At 43.5% G+C, this 26540-nt stretch carries 23 protein-coding genes and 1 pseudogene; 9 read left to right on the forward strand and 15 right to left on the reverse strand.

Features of this window, described 5'->3' with window-relative positions; all coding sequences use genetic code 11:
- Positions 1 to 52: 52 nt before the first annotated feature.
- Positions 53 to 1459, reverse strand: a complete 1407-nt coding sequence (locus tag V3C10_16515; GenBank protein ID WVP60906.1) for an MBOAT family O-acyltransferase — start codon at positions 1457 to 1459, stop codon at positions 53 to 55.
- Positions 1460 to 1489: 30 nt separating this feature from the next.
- Positions 1490 to 2143: a DUF4358 domain-containing protein gene (locus V3C10_16520; GenBank protein WVP60907.1), complete on the reverse strand. Its 654-nt coding sequence runs from the start codon at positions 2141 to 2143 to the stop codon at positions 1490 to 1492.
- Between the two features lie 230 nt (positions 2144 to 2373).
- Here V3C10_16520 and V3C10_16525 point away from each other — a divergent pair, with 230 nt between their 5' ends.
- A complete protein-coding gene (locus V3C10_16525; GenBank protein ID WVP60908.1) occupies positions 2374 to 3402 on the forward strand; it encodes a 3-deoxy-7-phosphoheptulonate synthase in 1029 nt (342 codons plus the stop codon).
- A 139-nt stretch (positions 3403 to 3541) separates the two neighbouring features.
- Here the strand turns inward: V3C10_16525 and V3C10_16530 are convergent, their stop codons facing one another.
- The 4 genes and pseudogenes from V3C10_16530 to V3C10_16545 form a co-directional block, all read right to left on the reverse strand.
- Positions 3542 to 3832: a hypothetical protein gene (locus V3C10_16530; protein ID WVP60909.1), complete on the reverse strand. Its 291-nt coding sequence runs from the start codon at positions 3830 to 3832 to the stop codon at positions 3542 to 3544.
- Between the two features lie 253 nt (positions 3833 to 4085).
- Positions 4086 to 4615: pseudogene (locus tag V3C10_16535) on the reverse strand (reverse transcriptase domain-containing protein).
- Positions 4616 to 5131: 516 nt separating this feature from the next.
- The gene (locus V3C10_16540; protein ID WVP60910.1) at positions 5132 to 6169 is read right to left on the reverse strand and encodes an RsiV family protein; all 1038 of its coding nucleotides are present in this window, start codon (positions 6167 to 6169) and stop codon (positions 5132 to 5134) included.
- The gene (locus tag V3C10_16545; GenBank protein WVP60911.1) at positions 6166 to 6654 is read right to left on the reverse strand and encodes a sigma-70 family RNA polymerase sigma factor; all 489 of its coding nucleotides are present in this window, start codon (positions 6652 to 6654) and stop codon (positions 6166 to 6168) included. Before V3C10_16545 ends, V3C10_16540 begins: the two co-directional genes overlap by 4 nt.
- 164 nt (positions 6655 to 6818) lie before the next feature.
- Here V3C10_16545 and V3C10_16550 point away from each other — a divergent pair, with 164 nt between their 5' ends.
- Positions 6819 to 7607 carry a collagen-like protein gene (locus V3C10_16550; protein WVP60912.1) on the forward strand — a complete coding sequence of 263 codons (789 nt, stop codon included), beginning with the start codon at positions 6819 to 6821 and terminating at the stop codon, positions 7605 to 7607.
- Between the two features lie 283 nt (positions 7608 to 7890).
- Entirely contained in the window at positions 7891 to 8760 is an 870-nt protein-coding gene (locus V3C10_16555; protein WVP60913.1) for an AraC family transcriptional regulator, read from the forward strand.
- A gap of 18 nt (positions 8761 to 8778) precedes the next feature.
- Here the strand turns inward: V3C10_16555 and V3C10_16560 are convergent, their stop codons facing one another.
- The 7 genes from V3C10_16560 to V3C10_16590 all read right to left on the reverse strand — a co-directional run bounded on the left by V3C10_16560 (position 8779) and on the right by V3C10_16590 (position 15877).
- Complete coding sequence (locus V3C10_16560; GenBank protein ID WVP60914.1) at positions 8779 to 9354, reverse strand: flavodoxin family protein; 576 nt, start codon at positions 9352 to 9354, stop codon at positions 8779 to 8781.
- A 19-nt stretch (positions 9355 to 9373) separates the two neighbouring features.
- A complete protein-coding gene (locus V3C10_16565) occupies positions 9374 to 10009 on the reverse strand; it encodes a TetR/AcrR family transcriptional regulator (GenBank protein WVP60915.1) in 636 nt (211 codons plus the stop codon).
- 682 nt (positions 10010 to 10691) lie between these two features.
- Positions 10692 to 12437, reverse strand: coding sequence for a recombinase family protein (locus V3C10_16570; GenBank protein WVP60916.1), 1746 nt, complete (start codon positions 12435 to 12437; stop codon positions 10692 to 10694).
- 49 nt (positions 12438 to 12486) lie between these two features.
- On the reverse strand, positions 12487 to 12783 hold the full coding sequence (locus V3C10_16575; protein WVP60917.1) for a hypothetical protein: 297 nt from the start codon (positions 12781 to 12783) through the stop codon (positions 12487 to 12489).
- A 93-nt stretch (positions 12784 to 12876) separates the two neighbouring features.
- Positions 12877 to 14265 (reverse strand): FtsK/SpoIIIE domain-containing protein, encoded by a 1389-nt coding sequence (locus V3C10_16580; protein WVP60918.1) that lies wholly within the window; start codon positions 14263 to 14265, stop codon positions 12877 to 12879.
- Between the two features lie 338 nt (positions 14266 to 14603).
- On the reverse strand, positions 14604 to 15371 hold the full coding sequence (locus V3C10_16585; protein ID WVP60919.1) for a site-specific integrase: 768 nt from the start codon (positions 15369 to 15371) through the stop codon (positions 14604 to 14606).
- A gap of 242 nt (positions 15372 to 15613) precedes the next feature.
- Positions 15614 to 15877 (reverse strand): hypothetical protein, encoded by a 264-nt coding sequence (locus V3C10_16590; protein ID WVP60920.1) that lies wholly within the window; start codon positions 15875 to 15877, stop codon positions 15614 to 15616.
- A 142-nt stretch (positions 15878 to 16019) separates the two neighbouring features.
- On the opposite strand from V3C10_16590, the gene V3C10_16595 reads away from it, so the two are divergent.
- The 4 genes from V3C10_16595 to V3C10_16610 all read left to right on the forward strand — a co-directional run bounded on the left by V3C10_16595 (position 16020) and on the right by V3C10_16610 (position 18743).
- Positions 16020 to 16268, forward strand: coding sequence for a helix-turn-helix transcriptional regulator (locus V3C10_16595; GenBank protein WVP60921.1), 249 nt, complete (start codon positions 16020 to 16022; stop codon positions 16266 to 16268).
- Between the two features lie 414 nt (positions 16269 to 16682).
- On the forward strand, positions 16683 to 16928 hold the full coding sequence (locus tag V3C10_16600; protein WVP60922.1) for a helix-turn-helix transcriptional regulator: 246 nt from the start codon (positions 16683 to 16685) through the stop codon (positions 16926 to 16928).
- 281 nt (positions 16929 to 17209) lie between these two features.
- Positions 17210 to 17455 carry a helix-turn-helix transcriptional regulator gene (locus V3C10_16605; GenBank protein WVP60923.1) on the forward strand — a complete coding sequence of 82 codons (246 nt, stop codon included), beginning with the start codon at positions 17210 to 17212 and terminating at the stop codon, positions 17453 to 17455.
- A gap of 100 nt (positions 17456 to 17555) precedes the next feature.
- On the forward strand, positions 17556 to 18743 hold the full coding sequence (locus tag V3C10_16610) for a collagen-like protein (protein WVP60924.1): 1188 nt from the start codon (positions 17556 to 17558) through the stop codon (positions 18741 to 18743).
- A 283-nt stretch (positions 18744 to 19026) separates the two neighbouring features.
- On the opposite strand, the gene V3C10_16615 is transcribed toward V3C10_16610, so the two are convergent.
- Positions 19027 to 20331 (reverse strand): citrate:proton symporter, encoded by a 1305-nt coding sequence (locus tag V3C10_16615; GenBank protein ID WVP60925.1) that lies wholly within the window; start codon positions 20329 to 20331, stop codon positions 19027 to 19029.
- Positions 20332 to 20533: 202 nt separating this feature from the next.
- On the opposite strand from V3C10_16615, the gene V3C10_16620 reads away from it, so the two are divergent.
- Together V3C10_16620 and V3C10_16625 are read left to right on the forward strand one after the other, a co-directional pair.
- On the forward strand, positions 20534 to 21229 hold the full coding sequence (locus V3C10_16620) for a response regulator transcription factor (protein ID WVP60926.1): 696 nt from the start codon (positions 20534 to 20536) through the stop codon (positions 21227 to 21229).
- Between the two features lie 203 nt (positions 21230 to 21432).
- Positions 21433 to 24246, forward strand: coding sequence for an ATP-binding protein (locus tag V3C10_16625; protein WVP60927.1), 2814 nt, complete (start codon positions 21433 to 21435; stop codon positions 24244 to 24246).
- 285 nt (positions 24247 to 24531) lie between these two features.
- On the opposite strand, the gene V3C10_16630 is transcribed toward V3C10_16625, so the two are convergent.
- Positions 24532 to 25797, reverse strand: a complete 1266-nt coding sequence (locus tag V3C10_16630; protein ID WVP60928.1) for a diaminopimelate decarboxylase — start codon at positions 25795 to 25797, stop codon at positions 24532 to 24534.
- Positions 25798 to 26540 lie beyond the last annotated feature (743 nt).

A 26540-nucleotide genomic window follows, 5' to 3' on the forward strand; every position in this document is an offset into this window, starting at 1 on the left:
CCTCTTTACCCATGTTACCGATCTTCTTTTTACTGTTTGATTTCCACTGCTTCTAAAATCTGAAATACAAAAACGGGTTATATCCCGCGTTCACCAGATAAGCCGTCGACAGCAGAAGCACGGCGCAGACAAAGAGCGGCTCCAGGATAAAAAGCGTTTTTTCCTGCACATGTTCCCTGCAGAAGGACGCGGGCAGGGAGGTGGCTCCGATTGCCGCAGCAGCCATCAGAAGAATGTTTGTAAAAAAGAGATAAAAGGTCCTCGTATTGACCGCGCTGATTCCGGCCGCTCCAAAAAGCTGTCTGAAGTATAAAATCCCCTGCCCCATATCATCGAAGGCAAAAAGCACCCAGCCCATATAGACTGCAAACATCGCATAAAACCACCTGATGAAGGACGGGCATTTTACCAGCAGGCTGTGCAGGAAAAATTTCTCCGCCAGCAAAAGAACGGCAAAATAAAGCCCCCACAGCAGAAAGTTCCAGCCGGCCCCATGCCAGATTCCCGTGAGCAGCCAGACAATCATAATATTCCGGAACTGAAGAGCCCGGCCGCACCGGCTTCCGTCGAGCGGAAAGTAGACATACTCCTTAAACCAGGTCCCCAGCGAGATATGCCAGCGGCGCCAGAACTCCGTAATGCTCTTCGATTCATACGGATAGTGGAAATTCTCGGGAAAATGGAATCCGAACATCCGGCCCAGTCCCATAGCCATATCGGAGTAACCGGAAAAATCAAAGTAAATCTGCATTCCAAATGCAAAAACGCCAATCCACACCATCAGAATACTTCTCTCATCGGGAGCAATATGAATAATCTCATCCCAGATCTGCCCCAGCTGGTTTGCGAACAGCACTTTCTTCCCCAGCCCCGCGGTAAACAGGACAATCCCCTCCGAAAAGCAGGCAAGCGTCTCCTTCCTCTCCGTCAGTTCCTTAGCGATTGTGCTGTAGCGCACGATCGGGCCGGCAATTAACTGCGGAAACATCGCCACGTAGGCGCCGAACGCCACAATACTCGTCTGGACTCCGGCTTTCCCCCTGTACACGTCTATCGTGTAGGACATGGTCTGGAAGGTGTAAAAAGAGATTCCGATGGGCAGCGCCAGGTTAAGAGGCGGTACTCCTCCCCCCGTCGCGGCGTTCCATGCGCCAATCAGAAAATCCGTATATTTAAAGATACAGAGAAGCGAAAGATTAATCAGCACCGAGGATGCCACGGCAAGCTTTGCTCCTCCGATATTCCCCTCGCCTTTTAACCGGTGTACAAGTTTCCCGTGAATAAAGTCAACAACCGTGGAAAAAAGGAGGAGCAGAATATAAACCGGCTCCCCCCATCCATAAAAAATCAGGCTTGCTACAAACAGTATCCCGTTCCTGTACCTGCGGGGCGCTGCATAGTAGGCAAGCAGCGCCACAGGAAGGAAGCGGAACAGAAACAAAAGACTTGAAAATACCATTTCCAGCTCTCCTTACATTTGATTTAGGTACTATGATTTAAAAAATCCGGCAATCGTGTCAACGGCGATCTGATTATTCTCCTTTGCCGACTCAAGCGCCGCTTCCTCACCCTGCTCTTCCGCTTCCATTTCAGGTGAACCAAGCATAATGAAGAATACATAGTCGCCGTGTGTAACTACTTCAGACGCCTCGATCTTAGGCATATTCATCGGATACTGAAGCGCTCCGTCAAGCTGGCTCTTCCTGTAGTCCTCAAGCGCCTTTGCCACATCGGCCGCCTTTCCTTCTTTGGCTTTGACGCCGACAAACATCTCCACATGTGCGGAAATCATCGGGCCTTCCGCCACGTAGGAATCATACTGGTCCTTCGTAATACCGAAAGTGCCTTCCATCATCGTCTCGTCAAACATCATGCTGGGTACGTACTTCTCGCCATAGGCTTCCTTTACCGCCGCATAGACTTTGCTCAGAAGCTCATCTGAAATCTCTGCGTTTGTCTCTGCCCCGGTTTCTTCGGATGCCGTCTCATCATTCCCTTCGCTCTCCGCCGGAACAGACTCCTGTGTTGTTTCCTGCGTTTCCTCTATCGTAGTTTCCGGTGCAGTTGTCTCCGTTTTCGGTGCACAGGCTGTAAGGCCTGCCGCCAGCGCCGCCGCTGCAAAAATCATCGTTCTTTTTTTCATAATAAGTCTCCCTTGTCTAGTTTTTTGTGCTGCCGTCTGCTTTATGTAAGATAGATAACACGCCCTGAGGGGTATCCTGGCCGGACGACGGCATTTTTATGCATTCCGGGCCTGTTAATGGCCTCCGGGCTATTGCCGAATCGGAATTTCTATATTATAATGGACGCACATATAAATATCAATTGAATTTTAGTTACGAATAGTTTACGATTTACAGGAGGACGATACCCATGGGATTTGAATATGTCAGCAAACTGCCGACACCGGATGAAATTAAGGAACAGTTTCCGCTGGCGCCCGAACTGGCCGCAGTCAAGGCTGTAAAGGACGCGGAGATCCGTGACGTTTTTACAGGGAAGAGCGATAAATTTCTAGTTATTATCGGTCCCTGCTCGGCCGACAGGGAGGATTCCGTATGTGATTACGTAAACCGCCTTGCCAAGGTACAGGATAAAGTAAAAGACAAACTGATATTGGTTCCCCGGATTTACACCAATAAGCCGAGAACCACCGGCGACGGTTACAAGGGTCTGCTTCACCAGCCGAACCCGGAGAAGAAGCCCGATCTTTTTGAGGGCCTGCTGGCCATCAGGAAGCTTCATATGCGCGTTATCAGGGAAACGGAATTCTCAACGGCGGATGAGATGCTCTACCCGGAAAACCTTACTTATTTAAATGATGTAATGTCCTACATAGCCGTCGGCGCCCGTTCTGTTGAAAACCAGCAGCACCGCCTCGTATCCAGCGGCATCGACGTGCCTGTCGGCATGAAGAACCCAACCAGCGGCGGACTGTCCGTCATGCTCAACGCGGTTCACGCCGCCCAGCACGGCCATGAATTTATCTATCGGAGCTGGGAGGTCATGACACAGGGCAATCCTCTGACCCATACTATCCTCAGAGGCTCTGTCAACAAACACGGCCAGTGCCAGCCGAACTATCATTATGAGGACTTAAAACTGCTTCTTGAGCTATACATGGAACGCGATTTACAATATCCGGCCTGCATTGTGGACGCCAACCATTCCAACTCCAATAAGCTCTATCAGGAGCAGATCCGCATTGTAAAAGAGGTGCTCCACAGCCGCCGCCATTCGGATGATATCCGCAATTTCGTCAAAGGCGTTATGATTGAGAGCTACATCGAACCTGGCTGCCAGAAGGTCGGCGAGCACTGTTACGGCAAATCCATCACCGATCCATGTCTGGGCTGGGATGATTCCGAGCGTCTTCTTTATGAGATGGCCGACAGCCTGTAAGAAGATGGCTTATAGCCCGTAAGATGAAGAATCCGTCGATATTTGAAACGAAAACGAAGAATTTGCAAAAGCCCTGCCGGTACAATACCGTCAGGGCTTCCTGTTTTTTTGCATCTTTTTAATTCACATCTGTTTAAATCTAATCTGCTTTATTCACATCTGCTTCATTCGCATTTGCTTTATTCTTCCCTGACTTATACTCATCTTTTTTGAGCTCTTTCAGCACCTCATCCAGTTTCCTGACAATAATGCAGGTACAAACGATAATAATGGCTGCCAGGGCTGCCATGCCGCTGTAAACAGGGTTTAGGTAGGAATTAATAAACGGATCTCCTTCCGGTTTCATCAACGCTCCCAGTCCCGATAAAATGACAAAGTTGGAAAAGTAAAATACGCAAAAGGTAATAATGCTGATTATGGCCTCTCTCATGTTAAAAACCTCCCCGGTTCCTGTTCTGTAATCCCGCAGATGTAGTTTAACGTCTGGGTTATTTTTTACTTGTTTTATTATACCATATTAAAAACATGAGAATATGAATATTTATTAACAGATATCCGCCGATATTCTTAAAATTCCGCCCTATCCGGTGGGATTTTATCTTATTGAGTGTCAATGAAAAGTTCGCGAAGCGTACTTTTCGTTGTTCAGGAAGAACTTATTTAGAAAAAATCTCCCATGAAATTAAGTACCTCTTAATCCACTGGATTCCCCTTTCGTCCTTTACATTTCTGCGCAGGATATTCAGGAGTATCTCATGGTTCAAGGTGTCAAAGTATTTCGACAAGTCCAGTGCTACCGCATGGGTGTATCCCTGCTCCGCATACTTTTTCACCTTCTGAATGGCGTCCTTCGCACTTCTTCCCGGGCGATAACCGTAACTGTCCTCTGAGAACAACGGCCCGTAGACCGGTGTAAGGCGCTGTGTTATGGCTTGTTGGAAAATGCGGTCTTGATAAGTTCTTTCTGGTTTTCCCTCAGGTATGCGCCTATTTCCTCCACGGTAATCCCGTCGATTCCTGGCGCTCCCTTGTTTGCCTTTACTCTCTTAAAAGCTCTGTTGAGGTTGCCCTTATCCAGTATCTCCTCCAAGAGTTCCGGCTGTGCACTGTCCCTTTCCTTCCATATCCGGCGGAAAGAGCGGTGCGCTCCCACATACCCTTCGCATTCCGCGCTATCTCTTTGCGGGCAGCTATCTTTGTTTTCTGTACCCAAGGCTCTCTCCTCCTTTCCCGGTTGTACTTAAGACTCCTGTTAATCCGGCCCTTCATCTCTCGACTACTACGGCCTCGGCTGACTTCTGTCCGTTCAGCATTATCTCACGATAATGGTTATCCCTTTCAGGACGTATCGTACAGACCTCCCCGGGTACCACACGTTTCTTTCTCTCCATCCATCTGCCACATTTACCATGCATGATTCCGTGTAGTTATTGGGCTTTAACTTGTATAGCAGTCTTACCCTCATGCATAGCCTGATGTGATTTCTGTCCGTCAGACCAGAGATTTGCCCGCGGGTTAGTATGTTCCCCGTATCCGGCTTCCTTCAGATTCCACCTCACGATGGACACCCTTGCCTTTGGCTATATCCTTCCCACTACCGGGCGGATTCCGGACTTTCACCGGTTAGAAACGTGCGCCGCCGGGCGCACTAGAAAAGAAAGCCAGCCGTTTCTGCGCGGCAGGCTTTCTTTCTTCCTGTTCTGATTATTCTTCTTTCTTTCCCATTTGTTTATAAGCCGTCCGCGTGAAATACCGAATCTGGAAGTTCGATTTCTACAAGTCCCATATAACCGGGAGCCACGTCGTATTCGTTAAAAACAAGCACCATACGTCCCGCATCATTGATATAGAAAGTCTGGTTCTCGTTGATTTTCTCAAAATCACTTCCCATACCGTCGTCCAGGAAGTAGGATTTGTTTTCATCTTCCTGCATGTTCTTTTGCATCACTTTTTTAGCTGCGTCGGACAGCAGGGTTACGTAGTCCGTCCCCGCCGGGAACATATCTTTCAGTTCCAGGATTTTATCTGTTTTCTTGTCTATGTTATAGATGAGCGCACTCTGGTATCCACTGGCCATAACCTCGTCGGTCTGAATTTTCAGGGTGAAGAACCGGTTGTTGTCCGCCAGCACCTTATATTCGGTATAAAGTCCTATGTGTGCCTCTTCCCCGTCCCTCTTTACATCTTCTTCAAACCGGGCGATAATCTGGTTGGTGTAGTCTTCCACCGACTTATTGACCTGCTCGGCAGCACCGGTAATACCGGAGCCTTCACCGGCCTCAATCTTCGGAACCTCAACCTTGGCTTCCGAATTCTCATTCTGCTGCTCATAGGTACGGAATGTAACTACTTTTGTGATGGCGCCGAGCACCGGGATACGGCTCATTGCATATGCCGTTTCGGCGCTGGTATTTGCCAGAACCGTGACCACCATAAGGGCAGCTGCAGCGGTCTGTGCTGTTCTGAGGAGATAATGGGAGGCTGTTCTCTTTCTGCCCTGTTTCCCGTTATCCTGGACCTGTTTTGAAACTTCTTTCTTTTCCGTCACTCGATCAGTCTCCTTTTCCTGTTCTGCATTCAGGGCGTCTTTTCCTTCCTGCATTGCCTGCAATACTCTACCTTTCAGTTCCGTTGGAACTTTGATTTCCTTATATTCCTGTTCCATCCGCTCCATTCTGTAATTTAATTGTGGATCCACCATCAGGGATTCCAGTTCCTGGTTTTCATTTTCCGTGATTTCTCTTTGGTTTTTCCCCGTTTTTTTCATGAAACTGCCTCTCCTTTCATCAACTCTGTTTTCAATTTCTTCAGACTCCTGTACAGGATGCTCTTAACGGTGTTCAAATTAAGCTCCATATACACGGCTATCTCCTCTAACTTCCACTCCTCACAGTATCGGAGTAAAATAATTGTTTTTTCTGTCTGATCCAGCTGTGCCAGAGAATTTATCGTATCAAAATCACAGTATTTATCTTCTTTTGCATCTTCATTTTCCGAGAACAGAGGAAGTACTTTTTTCCTCTTCTCAAGCTCGTCGATAGCCGTATTAATTACGATTCTGAACAGCCAGGTCTTCATATAAGATACTTCTTTCAGCTGTCCTGAATTTTTGATGGCTTTAACTACGCTGTCCTGTACCACATCCAGTGCATCTGCTTCATTTTTCATATATACAAACGCCATACGGTACATAGATTCATAGGAAGCCAGAATTACTTCTTCAAGTTTATCCCGCATTGTCTCTTTTCTCACTTCTCTATTCTCCTTTCTTGACCGTTAGACGGCCCATATTGAAGAAAAGTTTCAATTTTTTTGTGGTTTTATATGGTTATTTCCTAAAATATCGGACTCGGGGTACTTTTTGTCCATATTTTCATATTCTACATTAAGACTTTAATTTATACCAGGTATCTTTTATGCATATTAATGACTATTACAATAAAGATTATGAAAATCAAGGGGGTTCATCTCAATGTTCAAAACGGCCCACCTGTTCCGACCGCCCTCTTTGCCAGCCCTGTCAAAAGTGCTGTTCCACCGTCACCGTAGGCACGACTTTGACAGGAGCGCCCGGAACAAACGCCAGAGTCACCAATTCGGGGACACCCTGTAAAGCAGTTCTCAATTTTGAAATTCCAAGGGGCAGCACCGGGGCAACCGGGCCAACTGGCGCGGCCGGAAGCAACGGCGCTACCGGGCCGGCTGGCGCTACTGGGGCCACCGGAAGCAACGGCGCTACCGGGCCGACTGGCGCTACCGGCGCAGCTCCCGAAGATGTTTTCGCATCTTTTGCAACTTTTGCTCTGCAATTTGTAAATGCCACCCAAATCCAGATGGGAACTTCTACCGCAGATCCGACCGGCCAGATTGTATTAACAGATCTTACCAGAATTGCACTTGCGCCGGGATATTACCTGATTTCGTACCATGTATCGGCGATTCTTGCAACTCCCGGATACATGCAGATTACACCTTCCTATAATGGAAGTCCGCACATTGAATACGGAATCTATTTTAAGACAGGCACCGACTATACAAGCGCCTATGGCTCCAACTCAATCATCATTGAAGTTTTGCAGGAAACGTTCTTTACACTGACCTATAACAGTAACGTCTCCAGCAGTGAGGGCACCGCAACGATAGCCATTGTCAAGCTCAACCGGCCTGCTTCGGGTTCAAATGCGGTGAGCGCCCTTATTGAGTGACAATGAAAAGTTCGCGAAGCGTGCTTTTCGTTGTTTAGAAAGTTAGAAAGCAGTAAACTTATCTGCTCCCCCGCGTTTTCTTTCACTGTCTATTACAGACAATGAATAAAGTCCGCCCCGGCCTGTAACCGGAGCGGACTTTATTCATGCCATGGAAAATTGGCGGCAGCGGCAAATTCACAGACCAGCTTTCCGCTGCTCGATTCATTTCCTACTTTTCAGCAAGATATGTGAAGTATTTTCCTACATAATCTGCTATTCTGAAATCAGGAGGAATTCAGATATGGATAACAATTTACTGGGAACATCACGGGTGATTGAATATATTGAAGCGCATTTACTGGAAGAAACCCTGGATTTAGAATCTGTTGCAAAGGAAATCGGCTATTCGAAGTATCATTTACACAGAATGTTTTCCTCTGTCGTCGGCCTCACACTCCATAATTATATTAAAAGACGCAGAATGACGGAGTGCGCACGGATGCTTCTGTCTACCGATTTATCCATCCAGGAAATTGCACTGTGCGCCGGCTATGATGCACAACGCTCTTTTTCCAGGAGCTTCAGAGCCATGTATCGATGCAGTCCTCAATATTATAGAAAACACGGCGATTTTCTCCCCCTTCAATTGAAATATGATATTACCAGCCGAAAGAAAATCAACGGTGACAAGATACGGGAAATCAAAATCACAGAATTGGACGCACTGACGCTCATCGGTTACAGCACCAGCACCGGAAAGGGATTTAAGGACATAGGAAAATGCTGGCACAGGCTACACAAAAATAAATCCAGAATTAAAAACAGGGTGGACTTTTCCTTTTTAATCGGTGTCAACGATTACGCAGGATTTGAAAGCGGCGGCGAAAATCCGGTCTTCAGATATATTGCGGGAGCGCAGGTATCCTCCACCGAATACCTTCCCAAAGGCATGGAAGTCTTTCGGCTGCCATCCGGCAGATATGCCGTATTCCACTGGAGAGGCAAAAATGAAGATAGTCTGCAGCCGGTTGCGGAGTATGTCTATCAGGAATGGTTTCCCCATTCAACCTGCCGGTTCAGTGAAAATAATCCCTATGATTTTGTCCTGTATGGAGAGGAAATCGGCGAACACGATGAAAATGAAATCCAATACTGGGTTCCTATCGCATAAGACAGCCGGAGTACCCTATCAGCGCTCCCAATACTTCTCAATCTTCCGTAGAATCCTGTCCGAAGGTTCTTTTCTCACCGAAGTATTCGTACAGACAAATTTTCCGCCGCATTTCATTCCTGATGTTTTGAAAAACTCCCTCATCGTACGCAGCGCCCCGCTGCTCTGGCCGCACAGCCCGGAAAATGGGAATGGGGTATTGCATGCAGTCAGGAGGACATATTTCTGCCGTTCTGACAGGCGGGGCTTCGGAAAGGTACCGGTCTCCTCCATTGCAACGCCCAGAAGGCGGTCAAACATATTTTTTACCGCGGCAGGGACATTCGCCCAGTAAACGGGAGCTGCAAGAATAACCGTATCACATTCCTGCAGAAGCGCTGCTATCTCCTGGATATCATCGTTCCTGACACACATTCCCGAAGTAAGGCAGGAACGGCAGCCGCTGCAAAATTCAATATGTTTCTCATACAAATTTATCTTATCCACTTTCCAGCCATTACGTTCGGCGGCATTTACCGCGCACTCCAGCATCTTCGATGTAACCCCATTTCTGCGTGGACTTCCTGCTATGGCCAGTACTCTCCTGTCGTTCATCTGATCCCCCCTCTTCTCATCATCCTGTTTTTAAAATGGACCGGTAAAGCGTATCAAAGCCGTAGTCCAGAAACTCCTGTTTAGAAAGTTGAAGATTCCGGCTGATGTAAGCCTCTTTACTTGCCGCTGTCTGTATCAGGCCGGAGAGCATTCCCCAGAAAGAAAATATGGTAGCCATAACCTCCAATTCCTCTCTCAGCTCTCCCTCCCGGATTCCATCGTTTATAAATTCTTTCAGCTGTTCATTCAGCACTTCTCCGATGCGGTAAGTCTCGAGTTCTTCCGGCATGAAGTCCCGGCCGTCAAAATCGATATTGATCGTATCTGAAACCATCTTAAAATAGAGCGGAAATTCTTCCTGATACTCCTGCAGCGCCCGGCATATTAAATCGTATCTGCGCCGCGTGCTTCTCTCTTTCCTGAGCGCAGAGCTGATGCAGCCGTGCAGTTTTTTCATGCTCTCCAGTGCAAGAATATCCGCAATCTCTTCCTTATTTTTAAAATACACATACAGTGTTGCCTTACTGTACCCAGATTTCTCAGCTATCTCATCCATTGACGTCGCGTCAATGCCTTTCCGTGAAAACAGCGCTTCGGCTGCTGATGCAATTGCCTCGCGGTGCACGCTTCCCGGTTCTTTTTTTCTTCGTCCCATAGCGCCTCCATTAATTAAACTTATAGTTTAATTTTATCCGTCTAACCGGTGCCTGTCAACCCTAATCTTCAAACTGCCGGACATTTCTATTCCGCCGCTCACAAAACTTGTTCAATTTTCATATAGTATATTGAACAGAAAAAAAGCCATCCAAGTGAGAGCTTCTTATTCCTGACTAAAATTTAAAGTAAGGAGATAACACTATGTATTTAAATAATTCAAACGGAATGAATCATTCCAACTACTCCGATTATAATTCGGACGGAGATTCATTTGGAGGACGCCGCTGTCCGGAACCGGACACGGCTGACTATAGATGCGGCTGTGGCGGCTGCGGATGCAATTGTTGCGGCCGTGGGCCGACCGGACCAAGGGGACCGCGTGGTTGCCCCGGACCTCAGGGACCTCAGGGGCCAAGAGGACCTCAGGGACCGAGAGGGCCTCAGGGACCTCAGGGGCCTCAGGGGCCAAGGGGATTCCAGGGACCTCAGGGTATGGTAGGGCCGACAGGCGCCATGGGACCTCAGGGCTATGTCGGACCGACCGGACCACGGGGACCTATGGGACCAGCCGGAGTAACGGGAGCCACTGGCGCTACTGGTGCTAACGGTATGAACGGCGCTATGGGACCAACCGGGCCGACCTCTACAGCACAATATACCAAACTGCTATGTAAAAAAAATCACTTTTTTTTAATATATTTTTTTTGTTTTTCAACGATATTTTCTGGTTTGTTTTCTTCAATAAAATCTAAAATTAAAGAAAGAGAATCCCTATATCTAAAAGTAACAATAGCGCCTTTTTCTGCTGTTATTTCGATTCTATCTATAAGTTCAACTAAAACTTCTCTATCTAGCTCCTTGATACTTTTATATTTTAAAAAAGTTTCAAAATATTTATCTTTAGATTTTATTCCTTGCATTATTTTACTTTGTTCAAGCAAATAAACCTGCAATGACTTTGTTAAACGACTTATTTTTTCCTCTGTTTCAACTCTCAAACGCTGATATTGTTCTTTTGAAATATCGTCTTTTTTCCAATCGTAATAAAAGTTATCTAACAAGTGATTATTTTTTTCTATATTTATTTTTGTACTTTCGATCAAGAGATTCAATCGGGTTGATTCATTTTTTACATTAGAACATTGATTAATCTCATTTACAATTCCTTGTAAATTTTCAATATAGTTAATTTGAACTTGAATTAGTTTAAGTATTATTTCCTCTAATGTTTTAAAATTAATACTATGCTTATCATTACAATATTTTTTACCATGTTCACGATAAGTTCGACAAACTAAATAATTATTATTTTTCGCGTTCGTTTTTCGCATTGCTTTTTTACAATCAGAACAATATACTAGCCCTGCAAAAAGATGCACTTCCCCCGTCTTTTCGGATATTCTTGTTCTTCGTTTCCTTATAACTTCAACATCTTCAAACATGTCATTGTTAATTATACTCTCGTGACAATTTTCTTTTAACTGATACTTTTCTTTAGGTGTTGGGATTTGTTTATGACGCTTATGATCAAAAGAAGAGCTCTTCTTTTGTACCATAAACCCTAAATTTGATTTGTTTGATAAAATTCGACTGACTGTGCTAGGACTCCATAAACCACTGTTCTCATCCGAATTAGGATTATGATAATTTAATTTTAATACTTCCTGCTTATATTTGGTGGGGTTCGGTATTCCCTGCTCATTTAATTTTCTTGCAATTTGTTTGTCAGAAATCCCTGAACTGCTCCATTCAAATATTTGACGCACTATTTTAGAAGCAACTGGATCAATAATCCAATTCTTGTTAAATGGGTTTGGATCACTCATATATCCGTATGTTGGAAATCCCCCAAGTGGCTCCCCATATGCGCGTTTTGTTTCTTGTGTGATACGGATTTTCACCGATGTAATTCTTGCAACATCTTCAGCATTTTGAAATGCCTGATATACTTCGGGGCTAGTGATCGCGTGTGGATCTTTAAATGTATCAATCGCAGGTTCTCCACAGCATATAAACCTTACGTTTTTTTCTAAAACGTATGAATCAAGCTCCTTTATACCATCGGCTAAATTTCTTACAAACCTAGTTATATCTTTTACAATAAAACAATTTACAATGTTATTATCTATATCTTGTTGTAATCTCTGATATTCGCCACGTTCAAAATCAGTTCCTGTTAATCCGTCGTCTATATAAATATCATATATCATAAAATCGTCAATTTGTTGTAGGAATAGTCCAATATACTTAATTTGAAAAAGTATGCTTTCACTAAATAAATCTTCTCCAGTATAATTTTTTTTTCTTTTCTGCAATTTTTTCATATCTTCTTTTGATAATCTAAGATAAATTCCTATCACCCATTTGGGCAATCCTTTTTCGTGTACTGGTAACCATTGCATAAATTGTTGTAAGTTGTGTCTCAAAAATATTCCTCCTCAATAATTTACACAACCACAATACAAAAATATTGTATCATAGATCTAAGTGATCTGATTCTTTTTTCTTTAACAAATAATTATATAAACAATCATTTATAGTCTTTTTTGAGTTATTGTTGTATTTAATTTGGACAATTGTACCATTAACTTTAAAACAATACGGGTTTTTAATTTCTTCAAAAAAATACTTCATTCTTTCATAATATGATGCTGTTGGATCGATCACCATTTCGTTTATTTCTTTCAATTGTGATTTGTCGATTTCGTCTAAATTTTGTTTACTTAATTTTTCCAATTCATTTTTTGTTATTATAAAAACACCTCCTATCATAGCTGGTCATTTTTTAACCAACTACAATAATCTATGAAAATAAAGTCAGAAAGAGAACTCGGATAAGGTTCAACTTTCTGGCTTTTATTAATTTTAAATATCGTTAAAATCAAATGTTATTTTTCTATTATGCGGTTCTTTTAGCTCTCTTTCTAGCATATCATTTTTGATATTTTCTTCTATAACTTCAACCTGTTGTGTTTCATGTACTCTCGCATAGGTATGATTATCAGCATAATAAAAACTTTGTATTTCTTGCATTGTACTAGCCTTTACGATAAAACGCCCCTTTACATCGTCTAATGAACTTGCTACATCAGTCCCTAACATTATCCTACTAGGTTCTTTGTCAACAAACCTGCCACAAATACGAAAAGCCACATTACTTTTTATTTGACCGTTTACAACGGTGCTATCAGGTCTTTGTATTCCCATAATAAGATGTATGCCAACAGCGCGTGAAAGCCTTGTAAGCGTTTCTAAACTGTCATAAAGACTATGTGATATATCCCGATCTCTAACCTTTAACAATTCGGCTAGTTCATCTATGAAAATAACTTTTCTTGCTAAAGGTCTTGAACATACATTATTATATTCGCGAATATTATCAACCTTAGCTTTTCTAAATAAATCAAGTCGTCGTTCTGTTTCTCTTACCATTCGTTCTAGTAGCACCTGTGCCGTTGAATATTCATAGTGAATTGTTACCATATCACTAAAATTCATGAATGAAACGCCCCTTTTAAAGTCAATCAGTTCGACATCATAATCTTTTTTTAATGATTGTTCAATCAAGCACTTCATTAAATTTGATTTCCCACTTCCAGTTTCCCCAGCAATAAATGCATGTGCATATTTAGTTAAATTCAGCCCAACTTTTCCATAATTTCCAATACCTAATAATAAAGTATCGTCGTTTATATTATTAAAGCTGTCATCCCATTCCATATACTCTGGTAATTGTTGTGACTGTAGCATAATAAACACATTTCTATTATTTTCTGGATCTTGCTTTATATCAACAATTTTTTGATTAAGATATACTTCTAGTTGTTCTTGTTTTGCCTTCCAAACACTTAATGGTATAAGTGATTGAAACGCAAGCACTAAACAATATTCGCTTAGTTCTTCTTCATACAAAAAGGTGGGTAAACAATTATCGCTTGTTTGAAGACCTATAATAGAAAAAATTGAGTTAAAGGCTTTTATACGTTTCTTATAGGGAAATTCCTTCCATTTAACTTTAATACCAGCATAAAGCGCGATTATCACGATCATAGTAATTGAAATTTGACGGCAACTAGGAATGATTAAAAGAAAAAACAGTATTCCATATGATGTAAAATAAACCACATTCTGTTGTGAGGCTGTTATAATACCTGCAAACATTAAACTGAAAAAGGCGCGAAAAGCTAGCCCTAGCCCAGTTCCAAAAAGAATACTTAAATTATAAACCATATCATTATTTTCATTTTTACTCATATTTACCCCTTACTCTACTTCATAGTTATATAAATGCTTTATAAGCGTATATGAATTATAATTAATGACTACTTTTCTTATTGTTTTATTTAAATTTGTATCTTTGCAAGGCATCGTATAATTGTTTTTATCATGTATGATTAAATTTAATGTCTTATAGACATTGGTTTTATCTCGAAACTTCATAAATTTATATTTTTCTAACAAGATTTTAAAATATTCTCTTTCAATAATTATTCTGTCATTCGTAATAGGATAGTTTTCTTCTAGCTTTTCAACAATAGAAATATATTCCTTTATCAATAAATCTAATAGATTAATAACTTCACCCCCTTCTTTTAAAATTTCACTTTACTATTAAGGTAAATTTCTATAGTTTCAATATTTTCGTGTCGCAACTTTTTCATGACTTCAATCTTAGATTTTGTTTTTTGATATTCTTGTTTTGCAAAAATTCTGCGTAAATCATGACAGGAAAAATCTAATTTTTCTGCCTGTTTTTGCAAGTAAGGTGCTGAATAAAACAGCTTATCATTTACTGCTTTTTTCTCTATATGTGATTTCAATACATTAAATAATTTCTTATTATCTTTTTTATATAACGTTATATTTTCCATATCACCCCCTTTTCCTTCAAATAAAAAAATGATTGAATCATTGTTTATTGTGCAATCCTTCTTTTTAATTTGTGATAGTTCTGAAACTCTTAAACCAGTATTTAACATTGTTTCAAATGAAAGTTTCATTTTGTTATTGCGTAAATATTTTATTTTTTTATTAATTTTCGGAAAATCAATTAGCTTTTGTTTTCTATATTTTTTACTTGTATTGTATTTTAATTTTTCAATTTCCTCTAACTTTTCGTTCGGTAATGAGATGTTTTTGTACTTTAAAAAATAGAACAAGGCATTCTTAGATTGTGAAAAATAATTTTCATATTTAATCGTTGATAAATTATTTATTATATTTTCAATATCAATTTGATTGCTTAATAAACTTTGATCGGCTAAGAGTAATTCCATTCGATTGGCGTATGTGCGAGCCGTGGACGGTTGCAAGGATTTTTTAAGATACTCCCTAAATCCATCTACTAAATCATATTTCATTCAAACCCACCTCTACAAAATCGCTGACATAATATAATATAAATATTATATTATGTCATTATCTAGTAATTTAAAATTATTGTTTCTTTGCTGATAAAATAAGGTTTTAATCGGTGTAACAAAGCTGTAATCTAACCATAATATTTTATTCATAAGTTACACTTTGGTTACACTATAAATATGCACTCAAAAAAACAAATAGACCACAAAAAAAGGAGCTCTGAAAAACTCCTGATTTTTCATTACAATTTCATTATCTTTTTCATAACTCTTACCCCGTCCATAAATCCACTTTTATATAAAAAATGTTCTTCACGCCTTAGTAATTCTATTGAACTATTGCAATAATCTTCAATTAAATCTCTATCTTTTGGTGGTAGAGAATTTATTAACCGTTCAGCCTCTGCCATTCGTTCTTGCTCCTCTTCACTAGATGTAGTATTCAGTTGCTTTAATAGTGTATCAAGGTATTCTGTTAGAATCATATCAAGAAAATCGTTATCCATACTTTTTCCTTCTTTCATTCGATTAATAAACAACATAGTTACACATACTTACTATATATGATAGATATTATATGGTAAGTATGTCAATAGTGATAATGCCTATATAATAAGTATCTAAAATATTTATTTGTGGGGTTTGCTGATGTCTAAGAAGAAAGATATAACAGAGCTGGAAGATTATCCATTATACTATGTGGACATTATGAGCATGATGGAGAAAAATAATATTTCTAAAAATTCACTATGTCGCATGACCGGTATAGCTTACAATGCTTTGCAAAGATATTGTAAATCGGAAATTAAACGGGTTGATTTAGACGTTATATCAAGAATTTGTTGTGCTTTAAACTGTGATATTTCTGATATTATCAAAAAAGATGGAGATTATTGAATGAATTTTTTAGCTATAAACTCTAAAAAACAATAAAATGAAATAGCAAAAAATGTAGTAAAAATAAGTGCTAAAGAAATACCTATTGGACAATAATTAAGGCACATTGCAAAGTCGATCTTCAAATAATCACAAACTATATAAGACAGTTTCAAACATTTTACAAACAAAATAGAAACTAAGATACAAGATAACCACAAAAGTTTTTCATATCTAAAAAAATCTATTAACTTTTTGAACGATAATTTAATATAAGCAAAAAACATGCTTTTTAATTTCTCCTTTCATTGTATATTTAGTAAGTTAAAGCGTATTATAATTTTAGAGGTGAATATTCTTTCACCTTTTTAAGTATTTTAACTAAGAATAAAATATAATAACATATGAGGTGTACTATTATGGGAAATTTATTATATGAGAGTTAAATTAAGCAATTTTGGTAAGGCCGATTGGATAAAAATTATTAGAGAAAGCACTGGACTTAATCAAGCAGAATTTGGAAAACGTATTGGGAAAACAAAAAGAAGTATAATCGCTTATGAAAATGGTAAAAGTAATTATAATAGTGAAACCTTAGAAATGATTTATAAAGAATTTAAAATTAACTTTATCGCTGAACACGAAAATAGTGATAACAAATGGAAGAACTTACGCCAATAGGTTTTTTTATTTGTTTATTCATAAACAAAATTAGTACAGATTTATAATGGAAAAGTGGTGAAAGCATGGGATTTTTTGAAATCAAAAACTATGATAAACCAAAATTAAAATTATTGCTCTATTAGAATATAAAAGCAAGTGACCTACTACTTCTTTTATTACGTCATTCTCCATCACTCCTTACTTCCATACTTTCTTATTTATTATATCATTAAACGGGATTCCCTGACCATATTTTTTTGTGTTTTTATATGATATAAGAGTATAAGGGTGATTCATTAATGATTATAAAAAAGAAAGAATTTATATTTAATCAAAATATAATGACTATAATAGTAAATAATATTAGAAAATATAGAAGATATAGAAATTTAACACAAGAAGAATTAGCCTTTTATACTGATTTATCGAACGATTTTATCAGACGAATAGAGAGCGAAAATGGAAAAAGAGGGGTGTCATTATATACTCTATATAAAATATCTATTGTTTTAGAAACATCAATCGAAAAATTTTTTGAAGAATAATGAATCAAATAAAAAGACGGTTTAAACCGTCTTTTTATTGTATTGTGCATTGTGTTTCAATGGTTTGGCGTATTTTGCTGGACCTACTGGTGCTGCCGGTATGAACGGCGCTATGGGACCGACCGGACCAACTGGTGCTGCCGGTGCCAACGGCGCCAATGGCGCTACAGGTGCTACGGGCGCCACCGGCGCTCAGGGACCTGCAGGACGTACAGGTGCTACCGGAGCCACAGGCGCTACCGGCGCTACAGGTGCAACCGGCGCTACAGGTGCCAACGGTGCCCAGGGACCCGCAGGACCTGCCGGTGCTACGGGCACTACCGGTGCCAACGGCGCTACAGGCGCTACCGGCGCTACAGGTGCTACGGGCGCTGCCGGTGCAAATGGTGCCAACGGTGCTACAGGTGCCACGGGTGCTACAGGTGCCAACGGTGCGGCAGGGCCAACAGGACCTACCGGTGCCACGGGTGCCAACGGCGCTATGGGCGCTACGGGACCGACCGGCGCTACCGGCGTTACTGGACCAACAGGACCTACCGGCGCAAACGGTGCTACCGGGCCAACAGGACCTACCGGTGCCACGGGCGCAAACGGTGCCAACGGCGCGGCAGGACCTACGGGACCGACGGGCGCTACCGGCGCAAACGGTGCCAACGGCGCGGCAGGACCGACGGGAGCCAGAGGTGCTACCGGTGTCACGGGCGCTACCGGCGCCGCTGCCACCATCACCATCGGAACCGTAACCACGGGCGAACCCGGTACAGACGCACAGGTCACCAACTCCGGCACGAAGCAGGATGCCATCTTCAATTTTGTTATCCCACGCGGCGCAACGGGATGCTGCTGCTGTTGCCCAAGTATGCTGGCTGCAGTCGATACCAGCACCCAGTCCCCGGCAGATCAGGGTGCTCTTATCTTTACCGACACGCCTATTGTTTCGGGAAACGGAATCTACCATCAGCCAGGCAGCTCTGTAGTGGAAATCACGGAATCCGGCATCTATCAGGCCTTCTTCCACAGCACCATTGCGGTTGACCCCTGCACTCCAATTCCATCCTCCGCCCTGGTACGGCTCTATCTCAACGGTTATCCGATACCCGGTGCCTCAGCACGGCGCACCATCACCTCCACAAATGAAGTTGCCACCATATCTTTCGATGTAGCATTCCCGGTCCACAATCCGATTGCCAACCTGGAAGTTATCGTTGATAATGCCGGCTTTACTTTCTCCGATACTGCACTTACGGTCATCAGACTTGGAAATCTGTGTTATGCAGATGTGCAGTAATCATGGATTATAACCTGCACGCTTCGCGCACAGCTCACCGTAATCAATCATGTAAAACACTCTCCGAAATTTTTATTACCAGGCACTGATCGGGTAAAATGTACGCCACACATTTTATCCCGTTAAAATATAGAAAGCAGACACAAAAGTCCTTTCACCACCGCAATCAGACAATGGAAAACACGCCCCGCGGACGTTTCATTGCCAACCAATAAAATATGCCATATTGCAGTTCTGCCGCCAGGCTGCAATATGGCATTTACATTAAAATAGATATAACCGTTTATAAAATCGGCAGATATCCAAGCAGAAGTCCTGCCCCCATAAAAATCACAAAGATTCCGATACACCATTTAAAAATATATCCCTGGTACTCGGCCAGTGAGATTTCCGTCATATCCATCAGCAGATATATAAACGGCACCAGCGGGCTCAGGAAATGGAACGCCTGCCCCATCAGGGCTGCAAAGCCAATCTGGAGATCGGTGAAGCCGTATGCCTGTGCCGTAGCGGCCAGAGGCGGTAATACGCCGTAATAAAATGCGTCATTGTTAAGAAGATAGGTACCGGGTGCGCTGACAACGGCAATGATAACTGCAAAATAACGTCCCAGTGATTCCGGAATTACCGATACAAGGAGCTGTGCAATGGCGTTGGACATGCCTGCATCTTCCGGTCCGTTTAAAACTCCCATCAGGACGCCTGCCCCCAGAACCATCATAACAACGCTGATCATGTCGGGCGCCAGAGAACTGATGACATTCCTCTGCGTTTTCTGGACAGGGTAGTTAACCACCAGCGCAATCGCGGTGCCCACGCCAAAGAGAATTGCCGAAGATGCAAGGCCCATAATCAGGGATGCAATAATGGCGGCCGTCAAAATTACGTTAAACAGGATCAGTTTCGGGCGTTTCCATTCGCGCTCTTCACCGGAAATCTCCACCGTATTTACCGAGTTGGTGATATTTGCAATGCCCAGTCTTTTTCGTTCTTTTAATCCCAGATAATATGACACTCCGATTACATAGATTGCTGACAGGGCCATTCCCGGCACAAGCGGGGCGAGAATCTCGCCTGCATCCAGGTTCATAACCGACATAACGCGGGCGGTCGGGCCTCCCCACGGAATCAGGTTCATGATACAGTTCTGGAGAATAATCAGGTTGGCGAGATAAATCTTTTTGATTTTCAGCCTGTTGTAGATTGGAATCATCGCGGTACAGCAAATCATTACCGTTGTCGTTCCGTCGCCGTCAAGAGACACAAAAGCGGCGAGAACGGCCGTTCCGACAAGAACCTTAAGCGGGTCTCCCTTACACCAGGCGACAACTCGGTCAACCATCGGATCAAACATGCCGGCAGTAAGCATGACCCCAAAATACAGAATAGCGAATGTCATCATTGCGAATGTAGATGCAACGCTCTTGATTCCGTCCATGGCATACTTAAGTGTATCCCATCCATACCCGGCCAGCAGGCCGAAGACAATCGGCACCAGTATTAAAGATGTGAACGGACTCAATTTTTTGGCCATGATTAACGCCATAAAGACAACGATCATGGCTAACCCCAGAAAAGCTAAAGACATAACATACTCCTCCTTTTATTCATTTGCTTCTTTTGTTTTCATTACTGCCATTCTATTCCGTGCTTCTTAATATCTCGTGAAAAAGTCTTAAAAAACATTCACATTTTAGTCGGATTGGCCACTCTTAGCGGAAAATTAACGGGACGTTTCTGCTATTTTTCTTATAATAAGGATAAGGAATGAAAAGGAAAGGTGGAAATTTATGTCGGACGGAACCGTATTGATTGTAGATGACGAACCTGCGATACGCAAACTGCTTTCCAGAGTGGCTTCAAACTGCGGCTATGACGCTGTCACCGCCTCAAACGGCCATGAGGCAATCATCATGAGCCGGGACAGTAAAGTAAACCTGATCCTTCTGGATATTATGATGAATGGAAATGATGAGGGTTTTGAGGTAATCCGCCGCCTCAGGGCTGCCGGCAATGAGATTCCCATTATCGTCCTGAGCGGACGCACGGAAGACTTCGATACGCTGTACGGCCTGGATATCGGCGCCGACGATTATATCGGTAAGCCGTTTAACCCGGTCGTGCTGGGTGCGAAGATGAAAGCCCTGATCCGGAGGGATCAGAAAGCCTCCCGCTCTGTCCCGGATTTTATCACCGCCGGACCATTCCGGTATAACAGCATGACAATGGAACTTTTTAAGGAAGAGCGCCGTATTCCGCTCTCCTCCAGGGAAAACGTCCTGATGAAACTGTTCCTCTGCAATGCCGGCCGCGTCTTTACAAAAGAGCAGCTCTACGAACAGGTATGGAACAGTTCCGTCGTAGATAAAAATACCATCATGGTCTACATAAGCCATCTCCGGAACAAGATAGAGGAGGATCCGAAAAACCCCAGATATCTGAAAACGGTTTGGGGCCTCGGATATAAATTCACGGTTAAAAAATAACAATTCTCCGACTCAGCCATCAATAAAAACGTCTATCCCGGCCGCTGCCTCTATTTTATATATGCAGCGGCTGATTTTATTCTTGCACAGAAGGTACTTATGCCATAAAATAGAACTAATATGGTAAAATTTATAACAAATCAGTACAAACATGTTCTGTTATTTGTCACAAGCCACTCCTGCCAAAGAAAGGATGCGACTCTATGTTGGAGCATTTTAAAGAGATACAGAAAATACAGGAACTTCTTCATGCGGCCCAGACCGGACTCTGGGCAATCGAACTGGATGAGGGCAAAGAGCCGAGAATGTACGCCGACAACGCCATGCTTTACCTTCTGGGCTTTCATGAGACGCCGTCTCCCGAGGAATGCTACCGCGCCTGGTATGATAACATTGATGACAGTTATTACGGCTATGTCCAGGCAGCCGTGGAGAAAATAATTTCCGATGAGCGGGCCGAGGTGCAGTATCCCTGGATGCATCCGGAATGGGGAGAGATTTTCATACGCTGCGGCGGTATGCGGGACTGGAGCTATACGGACGGCGTCTGCCTGCGCGGTTACCATCAGAACATCACCAACACGGTTATGTTGAAAAAGGAATACGATATTATCGTACAGACTCTCGGCGAGAGTTATACCGGCATTTTCCTGTGCAATTTAAATGATCAGACCTTCAAAACAATCAAAATTTCCGACCATCTGAAAGAAATGGCCCGGGATGTTACAAATTACGGAAAGCTGTTCCGTCTGTACGCCCTGGAAGACGTCGCCGTCTCATACCGTCCGCTGATTACGGATCTGGCCAATCCCGACTATATTGCCCGCAGGCTCTCCCACGGTGAAAAACAGTTTGAACTGCTTTTCAGGAATGTGGCCGGAGGCTGGAGGCGCATTAAGATTCTTCCGGTATCGGATTTTTCCGAACAGCATCCGTGGGTAATCGCCGCTTTTGACGAGCAGGATGATAAACAGGAGGCCCGGGTGCGGGAGGATGTGCTCTCCACGCTCTGCCAGTGTTACTACTCCATCTATCTGTTTGATCTTGACAATAACATTGAGGAGGCCATCTGGCAGGAAGATTTCATCCGTGAAAGCAACGCTTTTCCAAAGGGCAGCCTCAGCGTCTATTATGAAAAATTTGTCCGGAACTTTGTATGTGAAGAGGATCAGGAAAAAATGCTCCGCGCCGGCAGCCCTGAATTTCTCCGGACGACTCTGTCCCCGCAGCAGCCTGTCTACGATGTGGACTTCAGGCGTATTTACCCGGAAGGCCTCTTCTGGGTCCGCTCCCGTTTCAGTATTGCGGAGATGACGGACGGACGGGTGAGCAAGGTGATCTTTGCGAATATGCAGATACAGGATCAGAAGCTCAAGGAACTGGAGGAGGAACAGCAGAAAAAGCTGTATTTTGAACTGCAGAATATCATCCAGGGACTTTCCGCATTCTATCAGTCCGTGTTTTATATCGATCTGTCGGCGGAAACCTTTCAGCACTACAATATCATGGATGATATAGCATCCCATCTTAACGGCCATACCAGGTTTGACAGTCTTAAAACCGTTTTATGTGATTTCGTCCATGAGGAAGACCGGGAACTTTTTTCACAAAACCTGTCGCTCGATGAGATACGCCGGAGAATATCGGGCGGAGAAACTATCTATTCCTTTGAATACCGCAGAAAATACGGTGACTCCTGCGGCTGGATGCGCATGCATGTTATCCTGGCTGAAAGCCGCGCAGGCGTGCCGATTAAAGCCGTTCTGGCCTCCCACAGCGTAGATGAGGAAAAGGAACTGGAAGAGCAGAACCGCAGGGCTCTGATTGCCGCCTATGAGACAGCCAAACAGGCCAACGAGGCCAAAAGCAATTTCCTCGCCCAGATGTCCCACGATATCAGGACACCGTTAAATGCCATCACGGGAATGACGTCCATCGCCATGTCCCAGGCCGGAAATCCGGAAAAAACAAGAGACTGCCTTCAGAAAATTTCCCTTTCCAGCTATCACCTGCTGGAACTGATTAACGACGTGCTGGATATGTCCAAGATCGAAAAAGGGAAGCTGGAACTGTCGGAAGAACCCTTTTCCCTGCGGGAACTGATGGAGAATGTGAACTCCATCCTTTCCTCCCAGGCCTCCACGAAAAACCAGGAGATTATTTTCCATACATCCGAATTGAGCCACGACAATCTGCTGGGAGATGCCGGCAGAATCCGACAGGTGCTGATTAACCTGCTCACAAACTCGGTTAAGTACACACCGGATGAGGGAAAGATTACCGTCACTGCACAGGAAGTTTCACCGCGCCTTCCGGGATACGGCTCGTTTGTTTTCACTGTGGAGGACAACGGCATCGGCATGTCCAGAGACTTCTTAAATTACATATTCGTCCCATTTTCCAGGGCGGAGGAGGCCAAATCCTGCCATATCCAGGGGACCGGGCTGGGAATGCCCATCGCCCTCGGGATTGTTACGGCCATGCAGGGCAATATTCAGGTGGAAAGCATGCCGGGAAAGGGAAGCCGTTTTATTGTTACGCTTAACTTAAAAATTGCCGAACCTCTCTCCGAAAAGCAGGCGGGCCCCGAATTCACTCCCGCCCTTTCCTCCTATTCCGAACTTCCGGAAATCAGAAAAAAAGCCGACGGAAAGCGTCTGCTGCTGGCCGAGGATAATCTGTTAAACATGGAGATTGCCCAGACCATCCTTTCGGACGCCGGTTTCACGGTAGACGGCGCCTTTAACGGCGAGGAGGCGCTCCAGCTTTTTCTGGATTCAGAGCCGGGTACCTATGATGCAATCCTTATGGATCTTCAGATGCCCGTCATGGACGGCTATACGGCCACCCGTAAAATCAGGGCCAGCTCACACCCGCAGGCCTCCGAAATTCTCATCATTGCACTGACGGCCAACGCCTTTGCCGAAGATATCACCAAGGCCCTGACCGCCGGAATGAACGATCATGTGGCAAAACCAATCGATTACCGGCAGTTGTTTGAACTCCTGACCCGATAAAACAACGCAAAACACGCTTCGCAATTTTTTCATTTCCACCCGACGAAAAAGCCCTGTGCCGTTTGGCACAGGGCTAAATCAATTAGGAATTCGGATTTCAAAAAGGTTAAAGGATTTAATTCGTTTGTATCGTGCATTTATTATGTTTATAGTATAGCACCCTTCTCAGGAAAATGTTTGTATTCTCTTTGAATAAATTATGAAGACTTTCTTAATATTGCACTTTCGACTGCAATAAAAATGCCTCTTTCTGCATTATAGCAGAAAATAAATTTATTTTCGGGTTCAGCCCTTTTTGAACATATCACAGAAATCAAAGGTTGCAAAATAATCTTCCGGTGTCTCTTCCCGTCTGATCATCTGTACGGAACCGTCCTCTTTGAGAAGAAGTTCTGCCGATCTCAGCTTTCCATTGTAATTATATCCCATAGAAAATCCGTGTGCTCCCGTGTCGTGGATAACCAGTAAATCTCCCGGCTGAATCTCAGGAAGCATCCTGTCGATTGCAAACTTGTCGTTATTTTCGCAGAGGGAGCCAACCACATCATATTTATGATCGCACGGCTGCTCTTCTTTTCCCATCACGGTAATATGATGGTAAGCGCCATACATGGCCGGACGCATCAGGTTCACGGCGCAGGCGTCCACTCCGATATATTCTTTATGTGTATGTTTTTCATGAATGGCGGTTGTGACAAGACAGCCATAAGGCGCCAGCATGAAACGTCCCAGCTCTGTATAAAGGGCCACATCGCCCAACCCGGCCGGGACGAGAACTTCCTCGTACACCTTTCTCACACCCTCGCCGATGGCAAAAATGTCATTCGCCTCCTGGCCGGGACGATAAGGAATTCCCACGCCTCCCGACAGGTTGATGAAACGGATATCGGCTCCCGTCTCCTCCTTCAGCTTTACCGCTACCTCAAACAGAATTTTTGCAAGCATCGGATAGTATTCATTGGTCACCGTATTGCTGGCGAGAAATGCATGGATTCCAAAATGCTTTGCCCCTTTTGCCTTTAATACCTTAAACGCCTCAAAAAGCTGTTCCGTGGTCATGCCGTATTTGGAGTCCCCCGGGTTATCCATAATATCGTTGCTGATCTTGAACAGTCCTCCCGGATTATAACGGCAGCTGATCGTCTCCGGAATCGATCCGATGGTCTTCTCCAGAAAATCGATATGGGTAAAATCATCCAGGTTAATGACGGCTCCCAGCTCACTGGCCAGTTTAAATTCTTCCGGAGGAGTGTCATTGGAAGAAAACATGATTTTCTCCCCTTCAAAATTCATGGCCTGGGCCATCATAAGCTCGGTCAGGGAGGAACAGTCCACTCCGCTTCCGGTTTTTTTAAGAATGTCGATGATAAACGGGTTTGGAGTCGCCTTCACCGCGAAATACTCCCTGAATCCCTTATTCCATGCAAATGCCTTGTTTAAACGCTCTGAATTCTCCCGGATCCCTTTCTCATCATAGAGATGGAACGGAGTGGGATATGTCTTTATAATCTCCTGAAGCTGCTCCAGTGTGACAAATGGTTTCTTTTCCATTGCGGTATCCTCCCTTGTATCTGTCAAAATATATTTTTCTGCCTGCATGTACGTTTCTGCTGATACGTAAAAAGAGCCTGAACCGGTTCCGGAAACTGATTTTCCTGAATTCGGGGCAGACTCCATTGTCCTGATATTATTTATACACCATTTTTCTGGATTGATCAACCTGTATTCCTGGAAAATAGGGGATTTTGTTGAGGAATGAGAACGCCGCCGTTAGGTCGGGGGGCGGGATGGTGAGGGGAGGTTGTGAGTCTTCAGTCCCGGGAGGTCGGTTGTCGCGGGTGGGGAATCCGGGCAGAAAAAGTTCCTTCGGGAAACGCTTGCGCTCTTTGGAGTACATAACAGTACTAAGGCGTCTGAAAAACGCCGCCTAAGTGCTGATGAACTCCCAGGTTCCCTCCGGAATCTTTTTCTCCCGGATTCCCCACGGGAAGGTTATGACCCGGGACTGAAGACGCGAAGGTTGTCGCCATCCCGAAACCCGGCCTGCGGCCGCTGAATTGTTCTAATTGATGAGTCTGAGCTTTAGCGCCTGGCCTATCCTTGAATAACCATTGAATTTTTTAATTCATCATTAAATTTAGCTTTGGATTTTTCTCTGAATTCAACCCGAATTACCTTCTTACGGTAAAAGATTCACGACTACATAGTGGCCGCGACAATACCTCCCCCTTACTTGACGAAAGAGACAATCAGCCCTGAAGCCAGCGGACGGGGCAATACACTTCGCTGAGTCT

Origin of the sequence: [Clostridium] symbiosum (assembly GCA_036419695.1) — a bacterium.
Classification (GTDB): domain Bacteria; phylum Bacillota; class Clostridia; order Lachnospirales; family Lachnospiraceae; genus Otoolea; species Otoolea symbiosa_A.

Excerpts from the sequence above, each read along its gene's own strand:
- V3C10_16515 (WVP60906.1), bottom strand. The coding sequence starts at position 1,459 with ATGGTATTTTCAAGTCTTTTGTTTCTGTTCCGCTTCCTTCCTGTGGCG.
- V3C10_16520 (WVP60907.1), bottom strand. The coding sequence starts at position 2,143 with ATGAAAAAAAGAACGATGATTTTTGCAGCGGCGGCGCTGGCGGCAGGC.
- V3C10_16525 (WVP60908.1), top strand. The coding sequence starts at position 2,374 with ATGGGATTTGAATATGTCAGCAAACTGCCGACACCGGATGAAATTAAG.
- V3C10_16530 (WVP60909.1), bottom strand. The coding sequence starts at position 3,832 with ATGAGAGAGGCCATAATCAGCATTATTACCTTTTGCGTATTTTACTTT.
- V3C10_16540 (WVP60910.1), bottom strand. The coding sequence starts at position 6,169 with ATGAAAAAAACGGGGAAAAACCAAAGAGAAATCACGGAAAATGAAAAC.
- V3C10_16550 (WVP60912.1), top strand. The coding sequence starts at position 6,819 with ATGCATATTAATGACTATTACAATAAAGATTATGAAAATCAAGGGGGT.
- V3C10_16555 (WVP60913.1), top strand. The coding sequence starts at position 7,891 with ATGGATAACAATTTACTGGGAACATCACGGGTGATTGAATATATTGAA.
- V3C10_16560 (WVP60914.1), bottom strand. The coding sequence starts at position 9,354 with ATGAACGACAGGAGAGTACTGGCCATAGCAGGAAGTCCACGCAGAAAT.
- V3C10_16565 (WVP60915.1), bottom strand. The coding sequence starts at position 10,009 with ATGGGACGAAGAAAAAAAGAACCGGGAAGCGTGCACCGCGAGGCAATT.
- V3C10_16575 (WVP60917.1), bottom strand. The coding sequence starts at position 12,783 with ATGATAGGAGGTGTTTTTATAATAACAAAAAATGAATTGGAAAAATTA.
- V3C10_16580 (WVP60918.1), bottom strand. The coding sequence starts at position 14,265 with ATGAGTAAAAATGAAAATAATGATATGGTTTATAATTTAAGTATTCTT.
- V3C10_16585 (WVP60919.1), bottom strand. The coding sequence starts at position 15,371 with ATGAAATATGATTTAGTAGATGGATTTAGGGAGTATCTTAAAAAATCC.
- V3C10_16590 (WVP60920.1), bottom strand. The coding sequence starts at position 15,877 with ATGGATAACGATTTTCTTGATATGATTCTAACAGAATACCTTGATACA.
- V3C10_16595 (WVP60921.1), top strand. The coding sequence starts at position 16,020 with ATGTCTAAGAAGAAAGATATAACAGAGCTGGAAGATTATCCATTATAC.
- V3C10_16600 (WVP60922.1), top strand. The coding sequence starts at position 16,683 with ATGAGAGTTAAATTAAGCAATTTTGGTAAGGCCGATTGGATAAAAATT.
- V3C10_16605 (WVP60923.1), top strand. The coding sequence starts at position 17,210 with ATGATTATAAAAAAGAAAGAATTTATATTTAATCAAAATATAATGACT.
- V3C10_16610 (WVP60924.1), top strand. The coding sequence starts at position 17,556 with ATGAACGGCGCTATGGGACCGACCGGACCAACTGGTGCTGCCGGTGCC.
- V3C10_16615 (WVP60925.1), bottom strand. The coding sequence starts at position 20,331 with ATGTCTTTAGCTTTTCTGGGGTTAGCCATGATCGTTGTCTTTATGGCG.
- V3C10_16620 (WVP60926.1), top strand. The coding sequence starts at position 20,534 with ATGTCGGACGGAACCGTATTGATTGTAGATGACGAACCTGCGATACGC.
- V3C10_16625 (WVP60927.1), top strand. The coding sequence starts at position 21,433 with ATGTTGGAGCATTTTAAAGAGATACAGAAAATACAGGAACTTCTTCAT.
- V3C10_16630 (WVP60928.1), bottom strand. The coding sequence starts at position 25,797 with ATGGAAAAGAAACCATTTGTCACACTGGAGCAGCTTCAGGAGATTATA.